At 66.1% G+C, this 19,693-nt stretch carries 13 protein-coding genes; 5 read left to right on the top strand and 8 right to left on the bottom strand.

What is annotated here, in order from left to right; all coding sequences use genetic code 11:
- Positions 1–40 precede the first annotated feature (40 nt).
- The 4 genes from O6X71_RS07085 to xseA form a co-directional block, all read right to left on the bottom strand.
- Positions 41–3,121, bottom strand: coding sequence for a TonB-dependent receptor domain-containing protein (locus O6X71_RS07085; RefSeq protein ID WP_353465199.1), 3,081 nt, complete (start codon positions 3,119–3,121; stop codon positions 41–43).
- 276 nt (positions 3,122–3,397) lie between these two features.
- Positions 3,398–4,237 carry a M23 family metallopeptidase gene (locus tag O6X71_RS07080; protein ID WP_353465198.1) on the bottom strand — a complete coding sequence of 280 codons (840 nt, stop codon included), beginning with the start codon at positions 4,235–4,237 and terminating at the stop codon, positions 3,398–3,400.
- Positions 4,234–4,434 (bottom strand): DUF2093 domain-containing protein, encoded by a 201-nt coding sequence (locus tag O6X71_RS07075; protein ID WP_055881745.1) that lies wholly within the window; start codon positions 4,432–4,434, stop codon positions 4,234–4,236. The genes O6X71_RS07080 and O6X71_RS07075 overlap by 4 nt, the downstream gene beginning before the upstream one ends.
- A 12-nt stretch (positions 4,435–4,446) precedes the next feature.
- A complete protein-coding gene (gene xseA / locus O6X71_RS07070; RefSeq protein WP_353465197.1) occupies positions 4,447–5,871 on the bottom strand; it encodes an exodeoxyribonuclease VII large subunit in 1,425 nt (474 codons plus the stop codon).
- Between xseA and purD the strand changes: the two genes are divergently transcribed.
- The 4 genes from purD to O6X71_RS07050 all read left to right on the top strand — a co-directional run bounded on the left by purD (position 5,870) and on the right by O6X71_RS07050 (position 11,110).
- Complete coding sequence (gene purD / locus O6X71_RS07065) at positions 5,870–7,135, top strand: phosphoribosylamine--glycine ligase (RefSeq protein ID WP_353465195.1); 1,266 nt, start codon at positions 5,870–5,872, stop codon at positions 7,133–7,135. The two genes, xseA and purD, sit on opposite strands and share 2 nt — an antisense overlap.
- Before the next feature lie 366 nt (positions 7,136–7,501).
- A complete protein-coding gene (locus O6X71_RS07060; protein WP_353465194.1) occupies positions 7,502–8,977 on the top strand; it encodes a vWA domain-containing protein in 1,476 nt (491 codons plus the stop codon).
- A gap of 62 nt (positions 8,978–9,039) precedes the next feature.
- Entirely contained in the window at positions 9,040–9,837 is a 798-nt protein-coding gene (locus O6X71_RS07055) for a hypothetical protein (protein ID WP_353465193.1), read from the top strand.
- Positions 9,838–10,018: 181 nt separating this feature from the next.
- Positions 10,019–11,110 (top strand): MlaA family lipoprotein, encoded by a 1,092-nt coding sequence (locus O6X71_RS07050; RefSeq protein WP_353465192.1) that lies wholly within the window; start codon positions 10,019–10,021, stop codon positions 11,108–11,110.
- A gap of 427 nt (positions 11,111–11,537) precedes the next feature.
- On the opposite strand, the gene O6X71_RS07045 is transcribed toward O6X71_RS07050, so the two are convergent.
- The gene (locus O6X71_RS07045; RefSeq protein WP_353465191.1) at positions 11,538–12,839 is read right to left on the bottom strand and encodes a hemolysin family protein; all 1,302 of its coding nucleotides are present in this window, start codon (positions 12,837–12,839) and stop codon (positions 11,538–11,540) included.
- 195 nt (positions 12,840–13,034) lie between these two features.
- Here O6X71_RS07045 and O6X71_RS07040 point away from each other — a divergent pair, with 195 nt between their 5' ends.
- Positions 13,035–13,709, top strand: coding sequence for an OmpA family protein (locus O6X71_RS07040; protein WP_353465190.1), 675 nt, complete (start codon positions 13,035–13,037; stop codon positions 13,707–13,709).
- A gap of 136 nt (positions 13,710–13,845) precedes the next feature.
- On the opposite strand, the gene O6X71_RS07035 is transcribed toward O6X71_RS07040, so the two are convergent.
- From O6X71_RS07035 to gltB, 3 genes are all read right to left on the bottom strand, one after another.
- Positions 13,846–14,193 carry a tRNA-binding protein gene (locus O6X71_RS07035; RefSeq protein ID WP_353465189.1) on the bottom strand — a complete coding sequence of 116 codons (348 nt, stop codon included), beginning with the start codon at positions 14,191–14,193 and terminating at the stop codon, positions 13,846–13,848.
- Complete coding sequence (locus O6X71_RS07030; RefSeq protein WP_056054264.1) at positions 14,180–14,854, bottom strand: glutathione S-transferase family protein; 675 nt, start codon at positions 14,852–14,854, stop codon at positions 14,180–14,182. The genes O6X71_RS07035 and O6X71_RS07030 overlap by 14 nt, the downstream gene beginning before the upstream one ends.
- 330 nt (positions 14,855–15,184) lie before the next feature.
- Positions 15,185–19,687 carry a glutamate synthase large subunit gene (gltB, locus tag O6X71_RS07025; RefSeq protein WP_353465188.1) on the bottom strand — a complete coding sequence of 1,501 codons (4,503 nt, stop codon included), beginning with the start codon at positions 19,685–19,687 and terminating at the stop codon, positions 15,185–15,187.
- Positions 19,688–19,693: the final 6 nt, after the last annotated feature.

Genomic DNA, 19,693 nt, shown 5'->3' with positions numbered 1-19,693 from the left:
GATGTGGAGCGGCCCAGAGTGCCTTGGCGTGACAGGCGTTTTAGAAGCCGACCTTCACACCAGCCTTGAAGTAACGACCCAGGATGCCCTCGCCGCCCTGCACGGGATTGTAGCCGTTCGCACCGTAGGTGACGGTATCGATGGGCGGGAAATCGTCGAGGATGTTCTGCGCCGTGAAGTAGAAGGTGAAGGCATCGTTGATCTTCACCTGGGCGGTCAGATCCACCGTGACGTAATCGCTGGTGTGGCATGGCAGCGAACCATCGTTCAGACCGCAATCCTTGTAGCCGGTACCCTGATCGGTTGCCGACAGATCATACCCGTCGAAATAGTTGGCCGTACCGCTGAGCAGGAAGGTGTCGTCGATATCGATCGTCGACGTCAGCGTACCGCGCCACTTCGGCGTGCCCGAACCAGCCGTCAGGTTAAAGTTACCCAGCGTACCATCGTAGCGCTCGACCGTCCCATCCGGGAACTCAGTCTCAAGCTTCAGGATGTACGTCGCCTGAGCGTTGGTGCTGAACTTGACATGCTGCCCGATCGGGAACTGCACGTCTGCCCCGAAATCAATACCAGACGTCTTGAGCGTGTTGGCGTTGATGAAGCCCGACTGGACGAACGCGATACGCGGCGTGGCGTTCGGGTTGTTCACGTCGACGGCATCGGGAATGATGTTGTAGCCCGCAGGAACGGCCTGACCGCTGTAGTACGCCTGGATCGCCGGCGAGTTGTTGGCCGTCGTGATGACGTTCGTCTTCTTGATGTTGTAGTAGCCCGCCTTCAGCGTAACACCGCGGATAGGCTCCAGGATCGCACCACCGGTGAAGCTGCGCGACTTCTCCGGCTTGAGCTCCGGATTGGACAACGACGTGGCGCCATAGGAAGCGGAGGTCAGATAGGATGGGCACGTCGTGTACGTTGCAAGCGAACAGCCATATTGGCGCAGGTACGCGTCGTTATAGATACCCCGGCTCGCCGTGACGTAGCCTGTCGTCGGGAACGTCGCACTCGACTCGCCGAAGCTGGGGATACGGAACCCGCGCGAATATGTGCCGCGCAGCGTCAACTGGCGGACCGGCTTGAAGACGATACCGGCCTTCGGCGAGAAATTATCGATACCGTTGGGGTACCGATCGTAACGACCGCTGGCACTGAGCGTAACCTGGTCGATGATCGGTGCGTTCAACTCGCCGTACGCCGAGAATACCGTCCGGCTACCCTTCAGTGCGAACCCGTTCAGCGTAAAATAGCGCTGCGTGGGGCCGTTGAGGTCCGAATTGATGCTTGGCGAATCGACGGCTTCGTAACGAACCGCGCCGCCGACAGCCAACTGGAGCGGACCGCCGGGAAGATCGAAGAGCTTGCCGGTCACGCTGGCATCGAACTCGTCCAGGTCCGACGTGGAGTTACCAATTGCGGTCGGCGCGATGAGTGCCAACGTCGCAGCGCTGTTTGCCGCAGGATCGCGGAAGTTATAGCTGCCCGTGTTGATCGCGTTCAGCAGGTTCTGGATGTAAGGATACCCGTCGCTTTTGCGGCGCAGATCGATGTGCATCGCGGTCGCGCTGATGTTGTACTGCCAATCGCCGGTCAGCGTGCCCTTTGCCCCAATCGCGGCGCGATATCCACGGGTTCGGGTCTCGTCATGCGTCGGCAGGTTGGGAATGCGCCCACCTAGTGCCGCCGTGAAGCCCTGTGCGGCGTACGGGTTGTTGGGGTTCAGGCGGCGATCCGCTGCCGCTGCGCAGTTGACGCCCGAAGCACAGACATAAACCGGAAGCTGCAGGATCGTGTTGTTGCCGTACGCAGCGACGTTCGACGCCGTGCTGTAGCGCGGGAAGTAGAACGGCGCCGGTGCGTTGTTACGGATCGCAACGGGTGCGCCATCGACCGCCGTGTCCGTCTGCACGAAATTGAACGCAGCGTACGCCTCGCCGTCATTGCCGTACTTTGCAGTGACACGGGCGGAAGCACCGTACCGCTGGATGAAGGGGTTGATGACGCCGTAGCGGTTGACCAGATCTTCCTGGCAAACGGTGTTTGGCGAAGCGGCGTTGACGGCGTTTGCCCGATCGGCAGCGGTCAGATTGTAGGGGGTCGAACCGTTCGTGCAGCCGTTGAGATACTGGTACTGGCTGCTGACGCCCGGAATCGCTGCGCCGGTCGCCGCGTTGCGCGGACGCACGACAAGCGGAGTGCCGAAGTTGAACCCGTTGAGCCCACCGTCCGCCTGAACACCGTTGATGGTGTTGTTTACGCCCTGGGTTCCGTCCTGCGAAACACCGCGGAAATCGTTGGTGTTGTACGGGTACTTGCGGTCGCGATTGAACAGCTGATCCTGCTGATAGTAAAAGCCGCTGACATAGGCATTGTAGCCGTTTTCACTCAGATCACCGACGCCGGCGGTCATCGACAGGCGATACTGCGACGCGTCGCCGCGCTCCGAGATGCCACCTTCGGCACGACCCGAAACACCCTTGAACGACTTCTTCGTGATGATGTTCACCACGCCGGCGATCGCGTCAGCACCGTAAGTCGACGAAGCGCCATCGAGCACCGTGTCGATACGATCGACGATATCGTCAGGAATGGTGTTGAGATCGACGAACGCGCGCGTGCCGTCATCGGCCAGCGGGTAATAGGCGGCGCGCAGACCGTCGAACAACACGAGGGTCGAATTGGTCGACAAGCCACGCAGCGACACTGCGGAAGCGCCCGATGCGAATGCACCGTTGGCGGTAAAGCTGTTCGTCAGTGCCGGACCGTTGTTCGCCGAAAGACGCTGAATGCCTTCCTGGATGGTGCTGATGCCGCGCTGGTCCAGATTTTGCGCCGTGATGGTGGTGACCGGCGATGCGGTAGTGTCGGTACCGCGGAACAACGTACCGGTGACGACAATATCCTGACCGTTATCAGCTGCTGCGGCCTGCTCGGGCGCCGTCCGCGTGCTCTGAACCGCGGTTGCGGTCTCGCTACCGGCGGGATCCTGAGGAACAGCCTGGCTGTCGCTCGGCGACGCCGCGGGAGCGGCTGCGACCTGCGCCATCGCGGGTGCGGATATTGCGAAGACGAACGGTGTCGCTGCGGCCAGCAACAGCGCCTTGGACGTGAAACGAGACATTGTAACCACGTAGCTTCCCCTTGTTCAGTTCTCGACAGCCGCCCTGACGATCCGCTGCGAGAACCACTAAAACTCCGAGTGCCGATTTCGGCGGTTGCACGGAATATGAACCAAGAGTGAAGCCCTGTCTTGAAACTGTAAAGGTGCCCGTTTCCGCCTAGTGCAGTTTGTTTTCCGCTAGTGTTAGAAATGACACATGACTGGTAAACCAACGGCCTTGATCGCCAGATTATTACTCCCATCCCCATAAGCGCGCACGATAATGAGCTGATCGTATTACCGCATTGCCTCGGCCGCCAGAATCGGGTCGAGCTTGGCGTCGTTCCAGCGTAGCGCCCAGTGGAGGTGGGGGCCGGTGGCGCGGCCGGTCATGCCGGAGGCGCCGATCGGCTGGCCCTTGGTTACGTGTTCGCCGGGCTTCACGTCGATCCGCGACAGATGGAGGAACGCGCTGTTCAGGCCCATGCCGTGGTCGAGCATCAGCAGGTTGCCCTCCAGTGTGAAGGGGTGGTCTGCGGCGAGGATCACGACGCCGTCGGCGGGGGCGGTTACGATCGTGCCGGTCGGGATGGCGACGTCCGTGCCTGAATGATAGCTGCCGGGTTCGCCTTTATAGACGCGTTGCGATCCGAACAGGCCGGAGATGCGACCGGTGGCGGGCCATGCGAAGGACTGCCGCCAGCCTTGCGCGTCGGTAATGCGCGCGCGGGCGGCGACGATCTGCGCGAGTTCGGGCGGGCGGAGCTTGGCGAAGACCGGGTCTGGCGTGGGGAATTTGGGGAGCGTGTTCAGCCGCTCGATCCGCCACGCCCGCGGTGCGATCGAGAGGCTTTGCGTGACATTGCGGCCGTCGGCGAGTGTCGCGATCAGCGTCGCTTGCGGGCTGGCGTCGCGGTCGAAACCGGCGATGAAGCGGCCGTCGGGGGAGAGCGCGACCGGCTTGCCGTCGAGCATGAGCGTGCGGGTACCGGTGGGGGCGGTGCCGAGGATCAGCCCGCCCTGGCTGAGCGTGCCGGTCCAGCGGAATGTGGACTGGAGCGCGGTATTCGAGGGCGGTGCTTGCTGGGCGGCGGCACCGGATGCAGCCAGCAGGACGAACACCGCCGCGCGGATCATCGTGGCGCCATCGCTTCGCTGGCGGCGGCGGCGGTGGCGTAGGCTTCCTGGCGCGCGACGCTCCAGTAGCGCAGGTCTTCGAGCGCGATGCGGTGGCCGGTGGCGGCACAGGCGACGTGGTCGCCGGGGCTGAGCACGCGGAAACCGTTGGCCATGTAGTGCAGCCGCGCGGCGCGGTCGGAGTTGGACATCAGCATTGCGGGTCTTCTCTACAGCAGGGTCGGCTGGCGCGGCGTCGGGTCCGACGCGGGCTTGGCCTTGGGGGCAGCATAGGTTTTGGCGGCGGGGCGCTCAAGGCCGGTGTCCGTCACCGCGTCCACCACGCCGTCGCGGAAGTGAAGCGTCAACGTCCCCGCGTCGCGCGCCGACGTTGCGGACGCGAGCGTCTCGCCGCCGGGACGCGCCGTGACGCGGGCATAGCCGCGGTCGAGGATCGCGTCGGGGTTGAGCGACTGGACGAGCCGCCATGTCGCATCAAGCTGCGCGCGTTTCGCTTCGAGTTTGCGCTCCAGCGTGGCGGGACGGAGTGCGGCGCCCGAGCGATCGAGACTGCCGCGCGCGAGCGTCAGGCGGCGCTCAAGCCCGCGATCGAGCCGCTGACCGAAATCGTCGGCGCGCTGGCGCTGCGGTCCGAGCAGCTGGTCGCGCTTCGGGAGCAGGCGTGCGAGCGCATCGAGCCGTTCGCGACCGCGCTCGACATGGCGGCGCGCGCAGCGTTCGGTGCGGTTGCGGTGGCTGTCGATTGTCAGGCGCAGGTCCGCTAGCACTGGCACCGCGATCTCGGCCGCGGCGGTCGGCGTCGGCGCGCGCAGGTCGGCGGCGAAGTCGCACAAGGTGGTGTCGGTCTCGTGCCCGACAGCGGAGATGATCGGGATCGTGCAGGCGGCAACCGCGCGGACCACGACCTCCTCGTTGAACGACCACAGGTCCTCGACCGAACCGCCGCCGCGCGCGACGATGACGAGGTCGGGACGCGGCACCGGACCGCCGGGGGCGAGCGCATCGAACCCGCGGACGGCGGCGGCAATCTCGGCGGCGGAACCCTCGCCCTGCACCTTCACCGGCCAGACGATGACGTGCGTCGGGCAGCGATCCTCCAAGCGGTGGAGGATGTCGCGGATCACGGCGCCGGTGCCCGAGGTGACGACGCCGATCACCTTCGGCATGAACGGCAGGCGCTTCTTCCGCGCGCCGTCAAACAGCCCTTCGCCAGCAAGCTTCGCCTTCAATTTCTCAAGCAGCGCCATCAGCGCGCCGGCGCCTGCCAGCTCCATCCGCTCGATGACGATCTGGTATTTCGAGCGGCCGGGATAGGTGGTGAGCTTGCCGGTCGCGATCACCTCGATGCCGTCCTGCGGCACGAACGCGAGGCTCGACGCATTGCCCTTCCAGATGACGCCGTCGATCACCGCCTGGTCGTCCTTGAGCGACATGTAGCAATGCCCGGACGCGACGCGCTTCCAGCCCGAGATCTCGCCGCGCAGACGGACATGGCCGAATTCGCCCTCGACCATCCGCTTCAGCTTGAACGCGAGTTCGCCGACCGACATGGCGAGTGCGTTGTCGCCGGGGACTTGCTCGGCTACCAGCCGGCCCATGTCGCTGGACAAGTCATCGGAAAAGGGATCGGGCATGAACGTCCTGCTGCTGGGCTCGGGGGGGCGCGAACATGCGCTCGCGTGGAAGCTGGTGCAATCTCGCGGCCTCGATACGCTGTATGCCGCGCCGGGCAACCCCGGGATTGCGCGTGTTGCGACGCTCGTGCCGCTCGATGCGACGGATCATAGCGCGGTCGTCGCGTTCGTGCGCGAGCATGAGGTCGGGCTGGTCGTGATCGGGCCGGAGGCGCCGCTGGTCGATGGGCTGGCGGACACGCTGCGCGACGCGGACGTTCCGGTGTTCGGGCCTTCGAAGGCGGCGGCGCAGTTGGAGGGGTCGAAGGGCTTCACCAAGGATCTGTGCCTTCGCGCCGGCATTCCGACCGCGGGCTATGTCCGCGTCAAGACCCGCGAAGAGGCGGACATCGCGCTTGCCCGCACCTTCTCGCTGCCGGTGGTCATCAAGGCGGACGGGCTAGCAGCCGGCAAGGGCGTGGTGATCGCGTTCAGCGCGGCCGAAGCCGATGCCGCGCTCGACGCGCTGTTCGCGGACGGGGAAGCCGAGGCGGTGATAGAGGAATTCCTCGAGGGCGAGGAGGCGAGCCTCTTCGTGCTGACCGACGGCGTGTCGCTGATGCCGTTCGGCTCCGCGCAGGATCACAAGCGCGTTGGCGAAGGCGATACCGGGCCGAACACCGGCGGCATGGGCGCGTACAGCCCTGCGCTCGTGCTGACGCCGGCGCTGGAGAAGCGCGCGATCGACGAGATCGTCGCGCCGACGGTGGCGGCCATGGCGGCGGAAGGCATGCCGTTCTCGGGCGTGCTGTACGCTGGGCTGATGCTGACGCCGCAGGGGCCGAAGCTGATCGAATACAACGCGCGGTTCGGCGATCCCGAGACGCAGGTGCTGATGATGCGCTTCCAGGGCGACCTGCTCGCGACGATGCTGGCGACCGCGGAAGGGCGTCTCGGCGATATGCCGGCAGCGCAGTTCAGCGACGAGACCGCGTTGACGGTGGTGATGGCGGCGGAGGGGTATCCGGGGACGCCCAAGGCGGGCGGGTCGATCGTCGGGCTGGACTCGGCGCGGGCCGCGGGCGGCACGGTGTTCCACGCAGGCACGCGGCTGGAAGATGGTGGGCTGGTCGCGTCCGGCGGGCGCGTTCTTGCGGTGACGGCGACCGGCGACACCGTCGCAATGGCGCAGGCGAACGCGTATCGCGCGGTCGAGGCGATTGATTTCGCGGAAGGCTTCTACCGCCGCGACATCGGCTGGCGCGAGATCGCGCGCGGGGCTTGAACGAGAGGGCTGAACGGGTCGCTTGAACGGACTCGGGCGACGTGACACTCTCCGCGACTATCATCCGGGAAAGTGGTTGCGATGCGCATCTTGTCCGTACCGTCGCTTGCCATCGTGGCGCTGATCCTGACGTCGGCCGCGCCACTGCCGCCCGTTCAGATCGCCAGGCGATCTACCGTCGGCAATGACTCCCCGGTTCGATGCCGGGTGACCGATCCTGATCCTCGCGGATCGGGGCGAACGGGCGGCAACATCGTCGTCACGGGATCGAGAGTCGCGCCCCCGCCCCCGGGACCGCCCCCGCCGCCGCCTCCCCCGCCACCCGCGCCAGTACCGATGATGGCGCCCGCGGCACCCGGCGCTCCCATGGCACCCATCACCCAGAGCTTTGCGATGCAAAGGCCCGCGCCCTTCGGATCGCCTGAGAACACCGAACGCTATGATGGCCGCGCGGTGGCTGCGGTCCAGCAGGTCGCGACGAACCCGGTCTCCACCTTCTCGGTCGATGTCGATACCGGGTCCTACGCCAACGCCCGCCGCTTCCTGACGAAGGGGGAAACGCCGCCTGCCGACGCGGTGCGGACCGAGGAGATGATCAACTATTTCCGCTACGATTATCCACGCCCGACGGACCGCGCGGTACCGTTCAGCGTGACGACCGACGTCGCGCGGACGCCGTGGAATGCGGAGACGCGGCTGCTCCGGATCGGCCTGCGCGGGTATGACGTGACGGGGGCGACGCGCCCGCCGGCGAACCTCGTTTTCCTGGTCGACGTGTCCGGGTCGATGGACTCGCCCGACAAACTGCCGCTGGTGAAAGCGGCGCTGATGGGCCTCGCCGACCGTCTCGAACCGGCCGACCGGGTGTCGATCGTGGTCTATGCGGGCAACAGCGGCATCGTCCTCGAACCGACCGCGAACAAGGGATACGTCAAGGCGGCGCTCGACTGCCTCAGCGCAGGTGGTTCGACTGCGGGCGGCGAAGGCATCGCACTGGCCTATGCAACGGCGCGCGCGAATTTCCGCCAGGGTGGAGTCAACCGGATATTCCTCGCGACCGACGGCGATTTCAACGTCGGGATCAGCGATACGAAGGTGTTGGAGGCGCTCATCAAGACAAACCGCGACGATGGCATCACGCTGACCACGCTCGGGTTCGGCACGGGCAATTATAACGAGGCGATGATGGAGCGGATCGCCGACGTCGGCAACGGCAACTACGCCTATATCGACAGCGCGCTGGAGGCGAAGAAGGTGCTGGAGGACGAACTGTCCGCGACGCTCGTCACGATCGCCAAGGACGTGAAGGTGCAGGTCGAGTTCAATCCCGCCCAGGCCAGCGAATACCGTCTGATCGGCTACGAAAACCGCGCCTTGAAGGAGGAGGATTTCACCAACGACGCGGTCGATGCCGGCGATATCGGCGCGGGGCATCAGGTGACCGCCTTGTATGAGATCGTGCCGGTCGGCGCGAAGGGCTGGGTGCCGACGCGGCGCTATCCTGCGAACCGAACGGCGGCAGCGCCCTCGGCCGGGACCGAACTGGCGGTGGTCAAGCTGCGCTACAAGCTGCCCGACGGAACGACCTCGCGGGAGATCGTTCGGCCGGTCCCCGCGGCGCTGATCCGCGATGCCACCGCGCCGTCCGGCGACTTCGCGTTCGCGACGGCGGTGGCGGCGTTCGGGCAGAAACTGCGCGGCGACCCGTATCTCAGCCAATATCGCTATGCGGACATGCGGGCGCTGGCGAGCCATGCGGACGGTTACTGGCGGCAGGAATTCCTGCAATTGACCGAACTCGCCGCGCGTGACGGCAATCGTCCGGCATCGTCGAACGACTGAACGGTGACGGCGCTCGCGGATTAGGTCTCGCCGCCCTTCGCGGGTGACGCTACGGTATGGGAATGAACGAAACTTCCTCGACCTCCGCCTCGGGCCTGAGCCTATTGCCTGACGGCATCGGGACGCTGACCGCGATCCACTTCGCGATCATCGCGGTGCTGGCGGTCCTTGTCATCATTGGGCTGCTGTGGGGCATCAAGGCCAAGCGCAGCCGCACCAAGGCGTCGCACGAGGTGATCGCGCACGCCGAGGAGGCTGGGGTCGCGCCCGAACCGGTCTCGGCGGATCCCGTCGCCGACGAGCGCAGGGTCGAGCAGTCCCAGCGCCAGACGCAGACGGTAGCCGCTGCCCCCACCCCTGCCCCTGCCCAATCGCCGGTACCGGCGGCTCGGGCAGCAGATACACCGCGGGATGTGCCGTCTAGTCAGAGCGCGCCTGCACCAACCCCTGCCGCTGCTCCGCCCGTACAGCCAATTGCAGACGCACCGGACGACTCCGCGGCGGCGCCCGAGCGGCTAGCCGACGAGCCGATCGCGGCAGCGTCGCCGTTGGAGGCTAGCCCAGCGACCGAGGTCGCAGCGCCGACGCCGATCGCACCGGCAGCCCCGACCCAGTCCTATGCAGACGGTCCCGTCACGCAGTTGAAGGGGCTTGGGCCGAAGGTCGCGGCACAGCTTGGCGCGCTCGGCGTCGCGACGGTCGGCGAGATGGCGGCGCTGTCGGACAGCGAGGCGCAGCGCATCGACGCGCAGCTCGGCAACTTCACCGGTCGGATGGGCCGCGATCGCTGGATCGAACAGGCGCGATTGCTGGCGGCTGGCGACAAGGCCGGCTTCGAAGCGGTGTTCGGCAAGCTCTGAGCTACGCCTTCGCTCCCGACGGATCGGGACGGGGCGTCGCGCGATCGGTTAACCTCGATCCGCACGCGCGGATGACGATTGGCTCTATGCTCCACGCGCGCCGACGGGCATGTCAGGTGCGTCGCATCTCGATGTAGGAGAGCGGCCGACAACAGGGCGATGAGTGCACATGCTGGTAACGATGAGCGCAATGCTGTTGACGGCTGCCCCCGTTCACGTGACGGCCGCGCCGATAGCGTTACCTGGCGTCGGTGCAAGCGTCGCGCTGCCCGGCGCGGTATCGTCGCCGTTCGCGGGTGACTTCGAGCCAGTCGCGGCGATGGCGGTTTCGCCGCTAGCCTTGGCCGCGTCGCTTCCGGCGATCGAGATTTTCGCCCAGGGGCTGCCGACGCAGGACATTCCGCCGGTTGGTCCCGCTCCACTGGGGACTCCGCCTGTCCAACGGACGCCCAACGACATCATCGTCACCGGCCGCAAGGAGAGCGCGGGCGATCCGCTGCGCGCGGTCAACGCCGAGTCGTTCGCGGTGACGCAGAAGGTCGACGACGCGGTGATCGGCCCGGTCGCGCGGACCTACAAGAAGACCGTGCCGAGCCCCATTCGGCGCGGCATCCACAATTTCCTCTACAATCTGCGCGAGCCGATCGTCTTCCTGAACTTCCTGCTGCAATTCAAGCCGGGCAAGGCGGCGGAGACGGTCGGGCGGTTCGCGATCAATACGACGATTGGCGTGGCGGGGGTGCTCGACGTCGCCAAGAAGAAACCGTTCCACCTGCCGCGGCGGTCGAACGGGTTCGCCAACACGCTCGGCTATTACGGCGTCAAGAACGGCCCTTTCCTGTTCCTGCCGTTGGTCGGACCGACGACGATCCGCGATCTGCTCGGCGGTGCGGTCGATCGTTTGATCCTGCCGGTCGCCATCGGCAAGCCGTTCACCAGCACGGCGTACGCCATTCCGGCGGGTATCCTGGGTGCGCTCGATCACCGGTCGGAATTCGACCAGACGCTGAAGGACCTGCACGACAATTCGCCCGATCCGTATGCGGCGACGCGGTCGTTTTATCTCAACCGGCGGCAGGCCGAGATCGACCATCTTCACGGGCGGGTCGAGGGCGATCCGGCGGGGATGTCGGGGCCGCCGCCAAGCGTCGTGCCGTTCGTGCCGAGCGACCTGGAGCCTGGGGCTAGGCCGGTTTCGGAGGTGCCTGAAAAGACTCCGGTGGTTGAGACGCCCCAGGTTGATGCGAAGCCCGCGGCCGAAACCGGTCAGTAGAAGGGGACGGAGCCGAATGGTCTAGTTTTGGCTTACTTCCTCCTTCCCCTCTCTCCTGCCCCCCTCCGTTCGTGCTGAGTAGAGACCGAGTAGCTCCGTCAGGAGCGTATCGAGGGCGCGTATCGAAGCATGAGTTCCGCGCGCCAACCTGTCCTTCGATACGCCGCTTCGACGAGCTCAGCAGCTACTCGGGACGAACGGAAGGTGGGGGTCAGCGCGTCCTCGGCGTAAGAGGAACGAGTCCTTAAGGAGGGAACAAGTCTCCCAATCGACCACCACCCCGGCGGAGGCCGGGGCCCAGTTGGGGGACGTCGAAAACTAGCGACTGCGCTGCGTTACTGCGGCCTTGCCAACTGGGCCCCGGCCTCCGCCGGGGTGGTGCAGAACGGAGACGCCGTGTTCGATCTTACCCGCGCCGCGTAAGCCCTCAGACTTCGCTCACCAGCAGCTTGTCGATCCGCCGCCCGTCGAGATCGACGATCTCGAACTTCCAGCCCTGCTCGACGAAGCTCTCGCCCTCGCCCGGCAGGTGGCGGAACACCGACAGCGCCAACCCTGCGACGGTCGCGTAGTCGCGGTCCTCGGGCAGGTCGATGCCGAGGCGATCGGCGAGCGAATCCGCCGCCATCGTGCCCGCCACCAGCAGCGAGCCGTCGTCGCGCACCACGACGGAAGGCGCATCGTCGGGATCCGAGTCCGACTTGAACTCGCCGGCGATCGCCGCAAGCAGGTCGGCGGGCGTGACGATGCCTTCGAAATGGCCGTATTCGTCATGGATCAGCGCCATCGGCACTTCGGCTTCGCGCAGCGCGAGCAGCGCATCCATCGCGTCGATCTGGTCGATCACCACCGGCGCCTTGCGCATCAGCGCGCGCAGGTCGATCGGCTCGCCGCGAAACAGCGCGGCGGCGATGTCGCGCGCCTGGACGACGCCCTTGACCGTATCGATCGAGCCTTCGCCGACCGGCAGGCGGGTGTGCTGCGATGCGAGCAGCGTCTCGCGGATCTCGTCGGGGCCCCAGTCGCAGTCGAGCCAGTCGATCTCGGTGCGCGGCGTCATCACTTCGCGCACCGGACGATCCGCGAGGCGGACGACGCCCGAGATGATCGACCGCTCATGCTCCTCGATGATCCCCGATTTCGACGCCTCGGCGACGATCATGTGGAGTTCTTCGGCGGTGACGTGTTCTTCCGATTCGCGGTTCAGGCGCAGCGCACGGAAGATCAACGCGCTGGTCGAATCGAGCACCCAGACGATTGGCGCGGTGCCGATCGCGAGCCAGCGCATGACGGGCGCCATGAACGAGGCGATCGCCTCGGGCGCGCGCAGTGCGAACTGTTTCGGCACGAGCTCGCCGATGATTAGCGACGCGTATGTCGTGAGGCCGATGACGATCGCGAACCCGGCGGTCTCGGCGGTCGAGGCGGACAGGCCCCACGCCTGCAACCGCGCGGCGGTCGGCATGCCGAGGCTGGAGCCCGAATAGGCACCCGCGAGGATGCCGATCAGCGTGATGCCGATCTGGACGGTCGACAGGAATTTGCCGGGGTCGGCGGCGAGCAGCAGCGCGGCGCGCGCGCCCTTCTTGCCCGAGCGCGCCATCGCCTCGAGCCGCGCCTTGCGTGCGGAGACGATCGCGAGTTCGCTCATCGCGAACACGCCGTTCAACGCGACGAGCGCGAGGATGATCGCGACGTCGATCCAGGGGAAGGGGGGAAGCGGTGCCATTGGCTCACGCGCTCTTTGCAGGACAACGGTCCGTCGCACAACCGTCCTTACGTACTGGCCTGCGCATACTCGACATCGGACCGCGAAGATGGTCAGGCTCGGTTCAGTGCGCAGGCGGAACAATCGTCGCGACACCGGGTTATCGGCGGTATCAGGCGAAATGCCGTCATCCAACACGTCCCAGGGAGATTATCTATGAAAACCAAGATGTTCGCAGGTGCTGCGATTGCCACACTGATCGCCACCAGCGGCTGCACCACCGATCCGGAGACGGGTCGCCAGACGATCTCGAAGACCGCTCTCGGCGGTATCGGTGGCGCGCTGGGCGGCTATCTGCTCGGCGACGTGGTCGGTGGTCGGCATGACCGGACCGAGAAGCTGCTGGGCGCGGGCATCGGTGGTCTCGCGGGTGCGGGTATCGGCGCGTACATGGACAAGCAGGAGCGCGACCTGCGCGCGCGTACCGCGGGCACCGACGTGCAGGTGATCCGCCAGGGTGACGATCTGGTGCTGAACATTCCGTCGGGCATCACCTTCGCGTATGACAGCGCCAACGTGCAGCCGCAGTTCCAGCGCACGCTCGACCAGGTCGCGGATACGCTGTCGCAGTACAACCAGACGTATATCGACGTGTACGGGCATACCGATTCGACCGGCAGCGACGCGTACAACCAGACGCTGTCCGAGCGCCGCGCGCGCTCGGTCGCGGACTATCTGGCGGGCCACGGCGTGCAGACCGCGCGCATCGGCACGCGCGGCTACGGCGAAACGCAGCCGATCGCGTCGAACGATACCGATGCGGGTCGGGCGGCTAACCGTCGCGTCGAGGTGAAGATCGTGCCGATCACGCAGAACGACCTGCGCCAGTAAGGGGCGCCTATCGAGGGCATTCTCCCCTCCCTACCGTTCCCCCGCGAAAGCGGGGTCCAGGAGCCACGAGCGTTTCGACTGGTACCCTGGGCTCCCGCCTTCGCGGGGGAACGGATTTAGGCGGCGACCGGACGGTTCAAAACAGCCGGCCGCCATTCGGGACTGGTCCGGTCGGCGAAATCAGCACCACTTTGCCGTCCGCATCGGGGAAGCCGAGCGTCAGGACTTCGGACATCATCGGGCCGATCTGACGCGGCGGGAAGTTGACCACCGCGGCGACCTGACGGCCTACCAGCGTCTCCGGCGTATAATGCTCGGTGATCTGCGCGGACGAGCGCTTCACGCCGATCTCCGCACCGAAATCGATCCGCAGCTTGATCGCGGGTTTGCGCGCTTCGGGAAAGGGTTCGGCCTCGACGATCGTGCCGACGCGGATGTCGACCTTCGCGAAGTCCGCGAACGCGATCTGGTCAGAAATCGACATTGTCGTAGTGCGCCGGGGGTGAGATCAGCTCCATCCGCTCGGACAGCAGCGGGCGGAAGCTCGGGCGGCTCTTGAAGCCGCGATACCAGCGCGCGGTCTGGTCGTGGCCCTTCCAGTCGATCCCGCCGAGATAATCGGTGACTGATATCTGCGCGGCCGCCGCGAGATCGGCGAGACTCATTGTCGCGCCGCCGAGCCAGTTCCGATGATCGAGCAGGTAATCCATATAGTCGAGATGCCCGACCGCGGCCTTCATCGCCTCGCGCAGGCCCTTCGCGTCGGGCGCGGTGCGGTGCGCGAGGCGCTTGACCATGCGTTCGTGGAGCAGTGGTCCGGTGACGTCGCGGTAGAAATGCGTGTCGAACCACGTGACCAGCCGGCGGATCTCGGCGCGGTTGGTCGCGGTGCCGTTGATCATCGCCGCCTTCTCGACGGTTTCCTCGAAGAATTCGCAGATCGCCATCGAATCGATCAGCGGAGCCACGCCGCGCGACGCGTCGACCATCACCGGGGTCTGGCCGGCGGGGTTCATGTCCATGAACTCGTCGCGGCGGTCCCAGGGCGATTCGCGCACCAGTTCGTAGCCGACCCCCTTCTCGCCCAGCAGCAGGCGCACCTTTCGCGAGAAGGGACACAGGGGGAATTGATAAAGCTGCCACATGCCATCCGTTTAGGCGGTGGGGGGCGGCTGTGTCACTAGCGCGGGTTGGCGTCGCGTAAGAAGATTTGGTTCGCGCGGAGGCGCGGAGACGCGGAGGTGTTACGTTCGCAGCGAGCGAAGCTCCTTCACCACCGATCGCAATAAGAGAGATGCAGAGGGACTTTAGCTCCGCGTCTCCGCGTCTCCGCGTGAACCCCTCTAACTTGCCCCCCCCCCCCCGGCGAAGGCCGGGGCCCAATTGGGAGACATCGCTAACGGAGGTCCGCGTTCCGTTACTCCAACCTTTCCAATTGGGCCCCGGCCTTCGCCGGGGTGGTAGGCCTGAAGAGGCTATTCCGCCGCTACCAACTCGGCGCTGTCGTCGAGTGGGTGGCTCAGGCGGGTCAGCATTTCCTTGGGCACGATCTGCCAGAAATGCGGCGCGACCCGGTCCCAGTCCTCGAGCAGGCCCTTCGACCATTTGCTATCGGTGTGGTCGGCATGATCGCGAACCAGGTCGAGCAGCACGTCAGCCCAGTGGAGCGACTTCACGCGGTCCCAGGTGATGTTCTCGGGGTTGGCGCGCTTCGCGAACACGCCGTCGGGATCGTAGACGAACGCCATCCCGCCGGTCATGCCCGCGCCGAAGTTCGCGCCGACCGCGCCCAGTACCACGGCGATGCCGTTGGTCATGTACTCGCACCCGTTCGCGCCGCAGCCTTCGACGACGACGATCGCGCCCGAGTTGCGGACCGCGAAGCGCTCGCCCGCCTGCCCCGCCGCGAACAGTCGGCCCGAGGTCGCGCCGTAGAGCACGGTGTTGCCGATGATCGTGTTGTCCTGCGATGCGAGCGGCGAACTCACCGCCGGCCGGACGATGATCGTGCCGCCCGACAGCCCCTTGCCGACGTAATCGTTCGAATCGCCGAACACTTCGAGCGTGATCCCCTTGCACAGGAACGCGCCGAGCGACTGGCCCGCCGACCCACGCAGACGGATCGTCACGTGATTGTCCGCGAGCGTCGACATGCCGAACTTCCGCGTGATCTCCGACGAAAGCCGCGTGCCGACCGCGCGGTGCGTGTTGCGCACCGAATAGGTCAGCTGCATCTTCTCGCCGCGCGAGAACACCGCGGACGCGTCCTTGATGATCTGCGCGTCGAGACTATCGGGCACTTCGTTGCGGAACGTCGACAGGCTGAACCGGCGCTGCGAATCGTCGGCATCCACCTTCGCCAGGATCGGGTTGAGATCGAGATCGTCGAGATGCTCCGCGCCGCGGCTGACCTGCCGCAGCAGTTCGGTCCGCCCGATCACGTCGTCGAGGCTCTTCACGCCGAGCCGCGCGAGGATATCGCGGACTTCCTCGGCGATGAAGGTCATCAGGTTGATCACCTTCTCGGGCGTGCCGACGAACTTCTGGCGGAGCGCGTCATTCTGTGTGCAGATCCCGACCGGGCATGTGTTCGAATGGCATTGCCGCACCATGATGCAGCCCATCGCGACCAGCGACAGCGTGCCGATCCCGAACTCCTCCGCGCCGAGGATCGCGGCGATGACGATGTCGCGCCCGGTCTTGAGCCCGCCATCGGTGCGCAGCCGCACGCGGCCGCGCAGGCCGTTGAGCGTCAGCACTTGGTTGACCTCCGACAGGCCCATTTCCCACGGCGTGCCGGCATATTTGATCGACGTCTGGGGCGATGCCCCGGTGCCGCCGACATGGCCGGCGATCAGGATCACGTCGGCATGCGCCTTCGCCACGCCCGCCGCGACCGTACCGATGCCCGCCGACGAGACCAGCTTGACGCAGACCCGCGCGCGCGGGTTGATCTGCTTCAGGTCGTAGATGAGCTGCGCGAGATCCTCGATCGAGTAGATGTCGTGATGCGGCGGCGGCGAGATCAGCGTCACGCCGGGCGTCGCATGGCGCAGCTTGGCGATGAACTCGGTGACCTTGAAGCCGGGCAGCTGGCCGCCTTCGCCGGGCTTGGCACCCTGTGCGACCTTGACCTCGATCTCCTCGCACGCGTTCAGATATTCCGCCGTCACGCCGAACCGGCCGGACGCGACCTGCTTGATCGACGAGTTGGCGTTGTCGCCGTTCGCGTACGGCACGAAGCGCGACTTGTCCTCCCCGCCCTCGCCCGACACGGCCTTGGCGCCGATCCGGTTCATCGCGATCGCCAGCGTTTCGTGCGCTTCCGGCGACAGCGCGCCGAGCGACATGCCCGGCGTCACGAAGCGCTTGCGGATTTCGGTGATCGCCTCGACCTGGTCGACCGGAACGCCTTCCGCAGGGAAGTTGAACTGAAGCAGATCACGCAGATACACCGGCGGCAGATCGGACACGCCGCGCGAGAATTGCAGGTAGCTCGTATAGCTATCGGTCGCGACCGCGGTCTGGAGCAGGTGCATCAGCTGCGCGGAATAGGCGTGCGTCTCGCCGGTGTGGCGCTGGCGATAGAAGCCGCCGATCGGCAGCGTCGCCACCGCCGGGTCGAATGCCGCTTCGTGGCGATCGGTCGCGTTGACGTGGAGCGAGGCATAGCCCTCGCCGCTGATCTTGGCGGGCATGCCGGGGAACAGGTCGTTGACCAGGCTGCGCGACAGGCCGACCGCCTCGAAGTTGTAGCCGCCGCGGTACGACGAGATGACCGCGATGCCCATCTTCGACATGATCTTGAGCAGCCCCTCCTCGACCGCGATGCGGTGGCGGCGGAGGCATTCGGCGAGGTCGAGATCGCCGAACAGCCCGCGCGACTGGCGATCGACGATCGCGGCCTCGGCGAGATAGGCGTTCACGGTGGTCGCGCCGACGCCGATCAGCACCGCGTAATAATGCGTGTCGAGGCACTCGGCCGAGCGGACATTGATCGACGCATAGGAGCGCAGGCCACGGCGAACGAGGTGTGTGTGCACCGCGGCGACCGCGAGCACGCCGGCGATGCCGACCCGGTCTTCGCTGATCGCCTCGTCGGTGAGGAAGATCTCGCTCTTGCCCTGGCGGACGGCCTGCTCCGCCTCGTTGCGGATCCGCTGGATCGCCGCGCGCAGCTTTTCGGGGCCACCGCCGACGTCGAACGTGCAGTCGATCTCGGCGACCGCGTTACCGAAATGCGCCTTCAGCCGCGACCAATGTTCGCCCGTCAGCACCGGCGAATCGAGCACCAGCACGCGCTCGCGCTGGTCGCGCACGTCGAGGATGTTGGCGAGATTGCCGAACCGCGTCTTCAGCGACATCACGTGGCGCTCGCGTAGCGGATCGATCGGCGGGTTGGTGACCTGCGAGAAGTTTTGGCGGAAGAACTGGCTGATCAGCCGCGGCTTGTCCGAGATAACCGCGAGCGGCGTGTCGTCACCCATCGATCCGATCGCTTCCTTGGCGGATTCGACCATCGGCGACAGGATCAGCTCCATGTCCTCCATCGTCTGGCCCGCGGCGACCTGACGGCGTGCGAGCTCGGCGCGGTCGTAGCGGACGATCGCGTCCTCGACCGAGGGCAGGTCGGCGAGCGTGTGGAATTCGCCGATCATCGCGGCGTAGTCGGCCTCGCCAGAGATGCGATCCTTCACTTCGCGATCCTGGAGCAGGCGACCTTCGTCGAGGTCGACCGCGATCATCTCGCCTGGTCCGAGCCGGCCCTTGGCGACGATCGTCGATTCGGGAACGACGACCATGCCGCTCTCGGAGCCGACGATCAGCAGGCCGTCCGACGTCAGCGTATAGCGGAGAGGGCGCAGCGCGTTGCGGTCCATGCCCGCGACCGCCCAGCGGCCATCGGTCATCGCCAGCGCGGCGGGGCCGTCCCATGGTTCCATCACCGACGCGAGATACTGGTACATCGCGGTATGTTCGGGCGGCATGTCCGGGCTGGCGGCTTCGGGGACTAGCATCAGCTTGGCGGTCGGCGCATCGCGGCCCGAGCGGCAGATCGCCTCGAACACGGCATCGAGCGCGGCGGTGTCGGACGCGCCGGCGGGGATCACCGGCTTGATGTCCTCCGAATTGTCGCCGAACGCGAGGCTCGCCATGCGGATCTCGTGGCTGAGCATCCAGTTCTTGTTGCCGCGGATCGTGTTGATCTCGCCGTTGTGCGCGAGGCAGCGGAACGGTTGCGCCAACCACCATTGCGGGAAGGTGTTGGTCGAATAGCGCTGATGGAAGATCGCGACGCGGCTCTCGAAGCGCTGGTCGCACAGGTCCGGGTAGAAGACGGAGAGCGATTCGGCGAGGAACAGCCCCTTGTAGATGATCGAGCGGCACGACAGCGAACAGATGTAGAAGCCCTGGATCTGCGCCGCGATCACGCGCTTCTCGATCCGGCGGCGGACGAGGTACAGCGTCTTCTCGAACTCGGCGGCGTCCTGTTCCTCCGGCAGCGGCCCGGCGATCATGATCTGCTCGATCTCGGGGCGCGTAGCCTGCGCCTTCTGGCCGATCACCGACACGTCGACCGGCACCTGGCGCCAGCCATAGATGGTGTAGCCCGCCTCGATGATCGCGCTCTCGACGATCGTCCGGCAATCCTCCTGCGCGCCGAGATCGGTGCGGGGGAGGAAGATCATGCCGACGGCGAGACGGTTCGGGCGAACCTTGTGTCCCGACGCGGCGACCGCATCGTCGAAGAAGCGCAGCGGCAGGTCGATATGCAGACCTGCGCCGTCGCCGGTCTTGCCGTCCGCATCGACCGCACCGCGGTGCCACACGGCCTTGAGCGCATCGACCGCGGACTGCACGACACGCCGCGACGCGCGGCCATCGGTGGCGGCGACGAGACCTACACCGCACGCATCGCCCTCGAATTCGGGGCGGTACATGCCGTGTTCGGCGAGACGGGCGCGTTGATCGATCATCGGGGA

This window comes from Sphingomonas faeni (assembly GCF_040407505.1).
GTDB lineage: Bacteria > Pseudomonadota > Alphaproteobacteria > Sphingomonadales > Sphingomonadaceae > Sphingomonas > Sphingomonas faeni_E.
This window is presented reverse-complemented; position numbering and strand designations above follow the sequence as displayed.

Excerpts from the sequence above, each read along its gene's own strand:
- O6X71_RS07085 (WP_353465199.1), bottom strand. The coding sequence starts at position 3,121 with ATGTCTCGTTTCACGTCCAAGGCGCTGTTGCTGGCCGCAGCGACACCG.
- O6X71_RS07080 (WP_353465198.1), bottom strand. The coding sequence starts at position 4,237 with ATGATCCGCGCGGCGGTGTTCGTCCTGCTGGCTGCATCCGGTGCCGCC.
- O6X71_RS07075 (WP_055881745.1), bottom strand. The coding sequence starts at position 4,434 with ATGCTGATGTCCAACTCCGACCGCGCCGCGCGGCTGCACTACATGGCC.
- purD (WP_353465195.1), top strand. The coding sequence starts at position 5,870 with ATGAACGTCCTGCTGCTGGGCTCGGGGGGGCGCGAACATGCGCTCGCG.
- xseA (WP_353465197.1), bottom strand. The coding sequence starts at position 5,871 with ATGCCCGATCCCTTTTCCGATGACTTGTCCAGCGACATGGGCCGGCTG.
- O6X71_RS07060 (WP_353465194.1), top strand. The coding sequence starts at position 7,502 with ATGGCACCCATCACCCAGAGCTTTGCGATGCAAAGGCCCGCGCCCTTC.
- O6X71_RS07055 (WP_353465193.1), top strand. The coding sequence starts at position 9,040 with ATGAACGAAACTTCCTCGACCTCCGCCTCGGGCCTGAGCCTATTGCCT.
- O6X71_RS07050 (WP_353465192.1), top strand. The coding sequence starts at position 10,019 with ATGAGCGCAATGCTGTTGACGGCTGCCCCCGTTCACGTGACGGCCGCG.
- O6X71_RS07045 (WP_353465191.1), bottom strand. The coding sequence starts at position 12,839 with ATGGCACCGCTTCCCCCCTTCCCCTGGATCGACGTCGCGATCATCCTC.
- O6X71_RS07040 (WP_353465190.1), top strand. The coding sequence starts at position 13,035 with ATGAAAACCAAGATGTTCGCAGGTGCTGCGATTGCCACACTGATCGCC.
- O6X71_RS07035 (WP_353465189.1), bottom strand. The coding sequence starts at position 14,193 with ATGTCGATTTCTGACCAGATCGCGTTCGCGGACTTCGCGAAGGTCGAC.
- O6X71_RS07030 (WP_056054264.1), bottom strand. The coding sequence starts at position 14,854 with ATGTGGCAGCTTTATCAATTCCCCCTGTGTCCCTTCTCGCGAAAGGTG.
- gltB (WP_353465188.1), bottom strand. The coding sequence starts at position 19,687 with ATGATCGATCAACGCGCCCGTCTCGCCGAACACGGCATGTACCGCCCC.